Below are 9,376 nucleotides of genomic sequence, written 5' to 3'. Positions count from 1 at the left end.
AGGCCGCTGATCGCCGCGATCGCGGCCTGAGGCCGGCCCAGTTTTGGCTTCAAGACTCGCGGTCCTGTAAGGCTGTTTTTACACGACCAAGACCCGAAGCGGGCTTGCTGTGCCAGGCCGAAGCTGATTATTCAGTCTTATCAGCTGAACCCTTGCGCAGCGCCTCTAAGGCTATACGGGCGTGGTGGGCTGCTTTCTGGTTGCCCACCGTTTCGATCTTTTCCAGTGCCCAGGTCAAATACTGCATAGCAGCCTGGACGTCAGCAGTTTGGTCGGTCATTTGACCGTTTCTATCGAATTATGATCGGTTCGTCCCTCGCTTGCTGCGCATATGCGAATTGCATCAGCGATGGCGGCTGTGGCCAAAAGTGAACAGTCTCGCGGTGACGGAAGGAGCATTATCGGCTGTTGCTCCCCGAGTTCAGCGCCATACTCCGTCCTGAATTGATGCAGAGGTCACGCAGTGATCGACGGTAGTATTCCCATTTTGAGCCCTCGGGCTAAGCGCCTCTTGCGGCGCTTAGCCCGAGGCTGCTCTGGCCACACCATTGCGATTCAGATCGGCGGAAGAGCTGATCAAGTCGGCGAACAGCGGAAGCGGCTGCTGGGTGCGACCCACGACGGGCGGTTCGAGTGAAGGCGGCGGCGCACCGTTTGGAAACGATGCGCCGCTAGTTAGGTCATGCTGCCCTGGCGTGGACGTTGCCGATCCAGTCGCGGGCGAGTGTCAAATCGGATTGCGACAATTGATGGCCCGCCGGCACGACCCTATGGGTCACGCTTGCGCCTGCTTGCGAAAGCAGGGCCGCAAGCTTGGCCGAATTGCCGGCCGGCACGATCGGATCGGCCTGCCCGGACAGCAGCAGGACCGGCTTGCCGGCAAGATCGGCCGTGGGCGGATCCGACAGCGGCACCATCGCGCGCAGCAGGATCGCGCCGGCCAGCACCTCCGGCTTCAGCAGCAACAGCGCGGCTGCGATGTTGGCGCCGTTGGAGAAGCCGACCGCGACCGGCGCGGCGATGCCGTAGCGCTGCCGAGCCTCGTTGACGAAGTCGCCGAGCTCGTTCGCGCGGCGGCGGACGTCGTCCTCGTCGAACACACCTTCGGCGAGGCGGCGGAAGAAGCGCGGCATGCCGTGCTCGAGCACGCGGCCGCGCGGCGAGAGCAGGGCGGACCCCGGCGAGATCATCTTGCCGAGCCCGAGCAGGTCGTTCTCGTCGCCGCCGGTGCCGTGCAGCAGCAGCAGCGGAGGAGAGCCCGCGCTGGCCGCGGGCTCGAAGCGATGGATGAATTCAGTCTCGGTCATGACACGGTCTCTTCCAGATTCGGCAGAACGCCCTCGATCTGCTTGCGCTGTGCTTCGAGGAAAGCAGGCAGCTTGAGGTCTTGCCCCAGCGTCGCGACAGGTTCGTCGACGGCGAAGCCGGGGATGTCGGTCGCAATCTCGAACAGCACGCCGCCGGGCTCGCGGAAGTAGATCGAGCGGAAGTAATTGCGATCCCTTTGCTCGGTCGGATGCAGGCCGTGATTGCTCACGAGCCTTTGCGCCATCTTGCCCTGCTCGGCATCGTCAGCCGCGCGGAACGCGATGTGATGCACCGAGCCGCCGCCCTGATGCCCGCGCAGGAAGCCCTTGGCCTCGTAGATGTCGACGACGCTGCCCTCGACATCGCCAGGCGCCTTGAAGCGGATCACCGAGCCTTCACGGCCGGTCTCCTTGAAGCCGAACACGTCGGTGAGGATGGCTGCCGTCTTCGCCGCGCTGTCGAGCAGCAAGGTCACGCCATGGAAACCGCGGATCGCGTGCTCGGCCGGCACGTCGCCATTGCTCCAGCCGGGCTCGTTCTCCGCACCCGGCACGCCGACCAGCGCGAGCGCCATGCCATCGGGATCGGTGAACGGCAGCACGGATTCGCCGAAGCGCTTCTCCAGCGCCTCGTAGGCAATGCCCTTCTCGGTGAAACGCTGGGTCCAGTAGCCGAGCGAGCGCTGCGGCACGCGGAAGGCGGTCTGATGGGTCTCGCCGACGCCGCGTCGCCCGGCCGAAACGCCCGCCCACGGAAAGAAGGTCAGAATGGTGCCGGGGCGGCCGGTCTCGTCGCCGTAGTAGAAGTGATAGGTGCCGGGATCGTCGAAATTGACCGTCTTCTTGACGAAGCGCAGGCCGAGATCCCGCGTGTAGAAGCGGAAATTCCTGATGGGGTCGCCGGCAATCGCGGTCACATGGTGCAGTCCAGACATTTTCGTCCTCCAGAGTTCGGGGAGCGTCTTGCTCTGGCCGGAAATATCGTTCCGCTTTGTATTGGAGACAATCCATGCAAATATGACGGCTATGTCTACGATATGGAAACAATCGCCGAGGCCGGCCCTTGGATAAGGTCGCCAGCCTCCGCGCGTTCGTAAAAGTGGTCGAAAGCGGCAGTTTTGCCGAAGCGGGGCGGCAGTTGCGGCTGTCGCGCTCGGCGATCAGCAAATATGTCGCCGACTTAGAGGAGAGCCTCGGCGTGCAGCTCCTGAACCGGACCACGCGGCATGCCAGCCCGACCGAGAACGGCCAGCACTATTTCGAGCGCGCACTCGTCATCCTCTCGGAGATCGAGGCCGCCGACCAGGCGGTGACGCAGGCCCAGTCGGCGCCGCGCGGCCTACTCCGCGTCAACGCGCCGATGTCGTTCGGCACGATGCGGCTCGGGCCGGTGCTGGCCGATTTCATGGCGCGCTATGGCGAGCTTCAGCTCCAGATCGTGCTCAGCGACGATCTGCTCGATCCCGTCCAGGACGGTTTTGACGTGACCTTGCGGATCGCGGAACTGGAATCTTCGAGCTTGATCGCGCGGAAAATCACGCCGGTGGCGCGCATGATCTGCGCTTCGCCGGATTATCTCGCACGTCACGGCACGCCAAAGCACCCGCAGGACCTGCGCGAGCACGCCTCGCTGACCTACGGCTTCCTGCTCACCGGCAATCAGTGGAAGCTAACAGGCGCCGATGGCGATCACTGGATCCAGCCGGCCTGGTCGCTCTGCGTCAACAATGCCGAGGTGCTGCGCGACGTCGCGATCAAGGGCAGGGGGCTCGCGCTGCTGCCGGAGTTCATCGCCGCTGACGCGTTGCGGACAGGCAAGCTGCGCGCCGTCCTGCAAGACTATTTCGCGCCGCCGCTCGCGCTCTATGCGGTCTATCCGCCGACGCGGCATTTGTCGGTGAAGGTGCGGCTGTTCATCGACTTTCTCGTCGAGCGGTTTGGGCGCGATGAAGAAGCCGGCGCGCAGGCGGGCTGAGGCTGGGTCGCGAAGCCATGACTCTGCCCGGGCAACGGCTCGCAGCGATCTATCGGGATGAGCCAAGAAGGCGAGCTACACGGCGGACACTCAGGGGATTTGCCTTTGAAAGGGTGAGCGGCAAGGGTGCTCCTATTGTCAATGTTGCTGACAGTGATTCCTCGGAATTGCTCTCCCGCGAACGATTGGATGAAGTCCGGCGACCAGCAAAGGCCATGATGATTGTGCCTTTGCTGTGAGTCGCGCAGTGGCTGGATACGATTATACCAGACCGAAAAGTTGAACTTTCTTCCCGTGCCTTGGACTCATATTAGCGTCCCGACTTCGCGCCTCAGGACAGAGAGAGTTCAGCCGCTGTCAGGGCGTTCCGAGGGCTCTCTTCCGTGCCCCCGCGAAGAGCCGGGCACGATGAGTAGCTCACACTTCTCGACTTGATTTCAACAAGCGCAGGAGGAAGCTATGCGGAAGTCTCTCACCTTTTTCCTTTCTGGCGTGGCATTGGCCGTTGCGGCGTCAACAGCCGTAGCCGGTGAGCGGGTGCTCGAGTTCAAGCTGATCACGAAGCCGATCGACCTCAAGGTCATAGAGGCCGCAAACGTCGAAGGACAGACGGTTGTGTCTGGGAAATTCTTTGGGGTCGCTGTCTTCACCGATGGCCGTATCGGAGTGAAAGAGTTCGTCAATACTTCGGACTTGCTCAAAGGATCGGGCCCCTTCTTCGGCTACAGCACGTACACGTTCGAGGAAGGCTCGATTACCGCGCGCTTCACCGGTTCGGCCAAGGACGGCAAATCAACGGGCGAATACACAATCTTGTCGGGCACAGGTGCCTATGCGAACGCCACGGGTACGGGAACGATCGAAAGCGCGCCGAACCCGTTCAAGGGCGTCAACCTGCTAAACATAAAGCTGGTCGTTAAAACGTCCGGTTCGTGACAGCGCAATGGTCACAGGCCGCAAAGGAAGTTGGGCGCGTTAGCCCGGCCGGCGGCAGATTGCCGGCCGGGCGACCTACCGAAGAACCGACCGCGCCAAGCACGCCGGCTGGCCCATTCTGCACAGCCCCCGAAGAATGTTATTGCTTGAGCGACGCTGAAAAGGCGACCAGCGCGATCATGTCGTTGACGCTGAGATTCTCGACAACCGGTTTCATGAGTTCGCTATTGGCGCCCTTCCGCGCGCCCGATTTGAAGTCATAGAGCTGCCGGAACATGTAGGTGGGCGAACGGGACGCAAGCCCCGGCGCGGTGGCAGTCCCGTTGAGGTCAGCACCGTGACAGGTCCCGCACTGGACGCGCGGATCGCTGTTCGTTGCCAGCGTCCGTCCTTTCTGAATGCTGCCTACCGGGACGTAGGCGATGAAACGAGCGCGCGAGTCCCGGCTGACAAAGTGTTCAACGTTTTCCGGTATCTCGATGATGCGCTGGCCGATGGGCTCTTTCTCGGCGCCGTCCAGCGGAGCCAGAAACAGGTCTCTCACCTGTGTTTTTGGCACCGCCTCGGCCTCAACGACGACAATATTCGATCTCGGCTTGATGGAGGCGAAGTAGGCTGCCGCCTCTGCGAGTTCTTGATCTGTCACCGCTTTGGACAACTTGATCATCAGGTCGGTGGCGACGCGAGGCGCGGAGTTCGTGCGCAGGCCCGTCTTGAACTCCGCCGTTTGCTGAATGATGTATTCCGCGGAGAGGCCAAATAGGCTGGCATTCTCAGGACCGCCCGGTCCGTCTGCCCGGTGGCAGACGCCGCACGCGAACACCTCTGGCTTTCTCCCCCTCACCACGATGTCTGGCATTGGTGGATGATCGTCCGGATGCCAGTCGGGCGCGGCGAACAGATCGCGCACTTGCGTGAGCGTAAAACCGGCGGCGCTGTCAGGAACGTGCCTGATCGTGCCATCGTCTGGCGTGCGTTGAAAATTGGGCGGGTTGACCGGGTAGGCCCATGCTGGCGGGCCCTCCTGGATTTGCGCACGCGCCCCAGCCCCAGTGAGCAATGCCAACGAGAACACCCATAGAGCAGTCGGAGATCTCATGGCTCTCGACCTCCCAGCGCGTCGGTGAAGCCAAACTGTACTTTCCGAAGGCGAAGATCAGGAGCGGCTAACCGACCGCTTGTCGGGTGACGGGACGCCGCAGCTCCTCCGCCACATCGAAAACACCATTCAACGCCGCGGACTCGCAGACGTCAATGTGCGATTTCAGCCGACTTGGTCTGCTCAGGGTCAAACGCGAAGAGCTCGACCTGAGCAATTCTAGCTGACCGACCGCTGCTCGGCGGGCCCGAGCAGATCGTCGAGCGCGCTCATCGAGGCTGCTCGCAGCGCAGCGAGCTCACGCGCGGCACTCTGGCACTCGGGTGGAGACATCGTGGCTGCCGCCAGCTCGATCTCGCGGCAGCGCTCGAACATGCTAACGAGGCCGAGCGCGCTCGCGGCGCTGCCGAGCTGATGGGCGGACCGCGCGAGCTTCTCGTGATCGCCAATGTCCGCGGCCTTGACGATATCGCCGATCAGTTGCTCGCTCGTCTGCTGGAGAAGCTGGTTGAGTTTCGCGATTTGGGTCGCGCCCAGGAGTTCTTTCTGGTCGTCGAGGAAATGCCGGTCGATCAACGCACCTGCAGCGAGTTGCGCCGCGGCCGGCTCCACCTCCGGGTCGTCCTCGATCGCCTCGCGCAGCGCGTTGATCAGGATCGGCTTGCTGACGAGTTGGACAATGCCTGCCTCGGCGAGCCGTTCGCGCGCGCTGGAGGACACGTCGGCGGTGACGGCGATGATGCGCGGCATTCTCGGCAGGCCGAGCTTGCCGATCCGCGACGCCGCCTCGACGCCGTCCATGTCGGGCATGTGCAGGTCCATCAGGATGACGTCGAACGCCTGATCGCGGGCAAGCTCTATGGCCGAGGCGCCGTTTCTGGCGATCGTGGCATGATGGCCGAGCCGGTTCAGCATGGCTTCGCCGACCTCGCAATTGACGGGGTCGTCGTCGACCAGCAGCACGCGAAGCCGTCGCGATGGCGGCGGAAGCGCACCTTGGGCGATGCCGCTGGCGGCCGGATCGAGCGGTACTTCAAGTGTGAACGTGCTGCCCGCGCCCGGCGTGCTCTCCACCGTCAGCTCGCCGCGCATCAAACGGCTGAGGCGCCGCGCGATTGCAAGTCCGAGGCCGGTGCCGCCGAACCGCCGCGCGATGCTGTCGTCCGCCTGGACGAAATCCTCAAAAATCCGCTCGTGCATGTCGGGGGCGATGCCGATGCCGGTGTCGCGAACGGTCACGCGCAGCAGGACATGACCGTCGTGGCGCTCGGCGGCCGCGTTGACGGCGATCCCGCCTGACGGCGTGAACTTGATGGCGTTGCCGATCAAATTGAGCAGGATGCGATTGAGCCTGACGGGATCGCCGTGCACCGGGGTCCTGACCGAGGCATCGCAGGCAAGGTCGAAGGTCAGTCCCTTGCCGAAGGCCTGGGGCCGTATCAGGTCGGCGGCCGTTTCGATCAGCTGGTCGAGGTGGAAATTACGCGGCTCCAGGGTTTCGGCGCTGGCCTCCAGGCGCGCATATTCCAGGATGGCATCGACCAGCGCGATCAGCGTCTCACCCGATGCGGCCGCGGTCGTGAGGTGGCGCCGCTGCGCCTCGCCGAGTTTGCCGTCGTCGAGCAGCTGCAGCACGCCCATGACGCCGTTCAGCGGCGTGCGCAGTTCGTGGCTGACGACGGCGAGGAAGCGCGATTTGGTCTCGTTGGCCGCCACCGCCGCGCTGCGCGCACGCTCGGCGGCATCGTGCTCGGCAAGGGCCTGATCGCGCGCTTTCTCCAGCTCGGAGGTGCGCTCGATCACCTTGCGCTCCAGCGTCGCGTAGGAATCGCGCAGATGCGCGGCCATCCGGTTGAACTGGTCGCCGAGCGCTTCCAGCTCGTCACCGGTCTTGATCGCGAGTCGCAGGCCGAGATCGCCGCTCCCGATCCGCCGTGCGCCCTGCGTCAGGAGCTGGATCGGCCCCGTCATGCGGCGGCTGAGAAAGAGAGAGACCAGCACCGCACCGGCCAGCAGGACGACGAGGAGAAAGGTGGAACGGCCAATCGACGCGTAGATCGGCGCATAGGCTTCGCTGAGCGGCAGCTCGACGAACACCAGCAGGCCGAGCGAGGGGACCGTTGCATAGGTCGACAGCACGCGCTGACCGGACAGGTCCTCCTTGACCAGGCCGCCGGAGGGCGGCCCCACGCCGTCGAGTGCGGCGCGGACGTCGGCATAGCCGGAGAGATCGCTGCGCTGCAGGGCCCGCCACAAATCGGGATGCGCGATCAGCACTCCCGTGCGGTCCACCACGTAGGCCTTGCCGGTGTTGCCGACCCTGATCCCGGCGACGAGGTCCCAGATGAAACGCAGATTGACCTCGGCGACGATCACATTGGGATTGCGGCCAGTTCCGCGGGTGGCGAGCGTCATGAAGGGTTCGGTGTCGCCGAAGAAGTAGACCGGCCCGTAATAGGCCCGGCTTTCATTGGCGCCGCGAAAGGCGAGCGAGGCGGAGAGGTCGGCTTTACTGCCGATCCTGTCCGCCACACGGCGGGACACGCGCATCTGTTCAAGCCCGTGCGAGTCGAGCTCGGCGATTTCCGCGATCGCCGGAGAGAGGCGCAGGAGACGGATGGCGTTCAGGCGCTCGTCTTCATTGGTCGACAGCTCCGGCGGCAGGCGCGAGAGCCATCTGATCTGGTTTTCGATCTGGCCGATGAATTGGCCGATCTGAATCGCCGCGGACGCCGCCTGCTCGCGCTGGGTCGCCGCCAGAAGCTGCTTCTGCTCGCGATAGGAGAACCAGACGTCGAAGCCGGTGTTGATGGCGAGAGCGGCAAAGGCGAGGGCGACGATCGAGTAGAGATATTTGCGGAACAGCCGGCCGGGAGGCGTTCGCAAATGTCCCTGGTCGACCGTTTCGTTCACTCGCGGATCTCGTCGGCGCGCGCGAGCAGTGTGAATGGTATGGTCAATCCCAGCGTGCGGGCGACCGTGCGGTTAATCAGCAGCTCGTATTTCCGCGGCGATTGCACCGGCAGGTCGCCGGCCTTGGTGCCGCGCAGGATGAGATCGACATAGTCGGCCGAGCGCACTTCCAGCGTCGGCCCGTAGCTCATCAATCCGCCGGCGTCCATGAAGTAATGGAATGGATAGACCGTGGGCACGCGATACTTGGCGGCCGCCTCGACGACCGCCTTCCGGTTGACGACCAGGAAGCTGTCGACCAGCGCAATCAACGCCGCCTTGGGCGGCTCGGAGAAGCGCTTGACGGCTTCGTCGATGTCCGTCGGCGTGTTGACGGGGGCGGGGATTGCGGACACTCCGGACCCGGCCGCCTCTTGCTCGATCGAGTCGAGGAAGAAACGCCCGCCGCGAGGGGTGGTCGCCGGGTTGAACAGGATACCGACGCGCGCGAGGTCGGGCACGGCTTCACGGATCAGCTGCAGCCATTTGCCGCCCATCTCGGCGGTGCTGTTGGTGAAGCCGGTAACGTTGCCGCCGGGATGTGCAAGGCTTTCGACGAAGCCATTGCCGACGGGATCGTTGGCGGTCGCGAAGACGATCGGGATGGTCCTGGTGGCGGCAAGGACCGCCGCGGTTTCGACCGTCGACCCCGTCAGGATCACGTCCGGCTTCAACTCCAGCAATTCCTGAATCGCGGCCTTTAGCCGGTCCGGTCCGCCGAAGGTCGAACGGAGCTCGAGGCGGAAGTTGACGCCTTCGACCCAGCCGCGCTGCCTCAAGCCGGCGACGAGGCCACCGAGGCGGGAGGTCGTGCTGTCGATCAGGCTCCGCCGGGTCAGTTCGTCGTCGAGCGGCAACGCGGTCAACGATGCAACGACCCGCACGCGATCCGACGTTGCGCCGAGCGCGACCCATGCCGCGGCAGTTGCGCCCGCAAGGCGAATGAACCCGCGGCGATCGACCGCGAGAGCGGAAGGCCGTTCGGTCATGAAACTCTTTGCATGATGGCTTGCCCCGGAGCGGATGCTTAGCGCGAACGGCCGGCATCCACAATTGATGAAAAAAAGCGCTTATGAATGCTCATTCGCAGCGTTTGGCAGCCCGATA

General features: G+C 63.9%; 8 protein-coding genes. 2 read left to right on the top strand and 6 right to left on the bottom strand.

The annotated features are described in order from the left end of the window. Positions 1-127: 127 nt before the first annotated feature. From GGD67_RS05495 to GGD67_RS05485, 3 genes are all read right to left on the bottom strand, one after another. Positions 128-280 (bottom strand): hypothetical protein, encoded by a 153-nt coding sequence (locus tag GGD67_RS05495; RefSeq protein WP_018315939.1) that lies wholly within the window; start codon positions 278-280, stop codon positions 128-130. 400 nt (positions 281-680) lie between these two features. Continuing rightward, positions 681-1,307 (bottom strand): alpha/beta hydrolase, encoded by a 627-nt coding sequence (locus tag GGD67_RS05490; RefSeq protein WP_179731367.1) that lies wholly within the window; start codon positions 1,305-1,307, stop codon positions 681-683. Beyond that, complete coding sequence (locus GGD67_RS05485) at positions 1,304-2,242, bottom strand: ring-cleaving dioxygenase (RefSeq protein WP_179731365.1); 939 nt, start codon at positions 2,240-2,242, stop codon at positions 1,304-1,306. Before GGD67_RS05485 ends, GGD67_RS05490 begins: the two co-directional genes overlap by 4 nt. Before the next feature lie 128 nt (positions 2,243-2,370). Here GGD67_RS05485 and GGD67_RS05480 point away from each other — a divergent pair, with 128 nt between their 5' ends. Both GGD67_RS05480 and GGD67_RS05475 read left to right on the top strand, forming a co-directional pair. Then, positions 2,371-3,282, top strand: coding sequence for a LysR family transcriptional regulator (locus GGD67_RS05480; RefSeq protein WP_179731363.1), 912 nt, complete (start codon positions 2,371-2,373; stop codon positions 3,280-3,282). A 459-nt stretch (positions 3,283-3,741) separates the two neighbouring features. After that, on the top strand, positions 3,742-4,218 hold the full coding sequence (locus tag GGD67_RS05475; RefSeq protein ID WP_179731361.1) for a hypothetical protein: 477 nt from the start codon (positions 3,742-3,744) through the stop codon (positions 4,216-4,218). A gap of 139 nt (positions 4,219-4,357) precedes the next feature. Here the strand turns inward: GGD67_RS05475 and GGD67_RS05470 are convergent, their stop codons facing one another. From GGD67_RS05470 to GGD67_RS05460, 3 genes are all read right to left on the bottom strand, one after another. Continuing rightward, entirely contained in the window at positions 4,358-5,317 is a 960-nt protein-coding gene (locus tag GGD67_RS05470) for a c-type cytochrome (RefSeq protein WP_246790737.1), read from the bottom strand. A gap of 219 nt (positions 5,318-5,536) precedes the next feature. After that, the gene (locus tag GGD67_RS05465) at positions 5,537-8,230 is read right to left on the bottom strand and encodes a hybrid sensor histidine kinase/response regulator (RefSeq protein ID WP_179731359.1); all 2,694 of its coding nucleotides are present in this window, start codon (positions 8,228-8,230) and stop codon (positions 5,537-5,539) included. Continuing rightward, positions 8,227-9,258, bottom strand: coding sequence for an ABC transporter substrate-binding protein (locus GGD67_RS05460; protein WP_179731357.1), 1,032 nt, complete (start codon positions 9,256-9,258; stop codon positions 8,227-8,229). The genes GGD67_RS05465 and GGD67_RS05460 overlap by 4 nt, the downstream gene beginning before the upstream one ends. Positions 9,259-9,376: the final 118 nt, after the last annotated feature.

The sequence above is a fragment of the Bradyrhizobium sp. IAR9 genome, from assembly GCF_013408065.1.
Lineage (GTDB): Bacteria > Pseudomonadota > Alphaproteobacteria > Rhizobiales > Xanthobacteraceae > Bradyrhizobium.
This window is presented reverse-complemented; position numbering and strand designations above follow the sequence as displayed.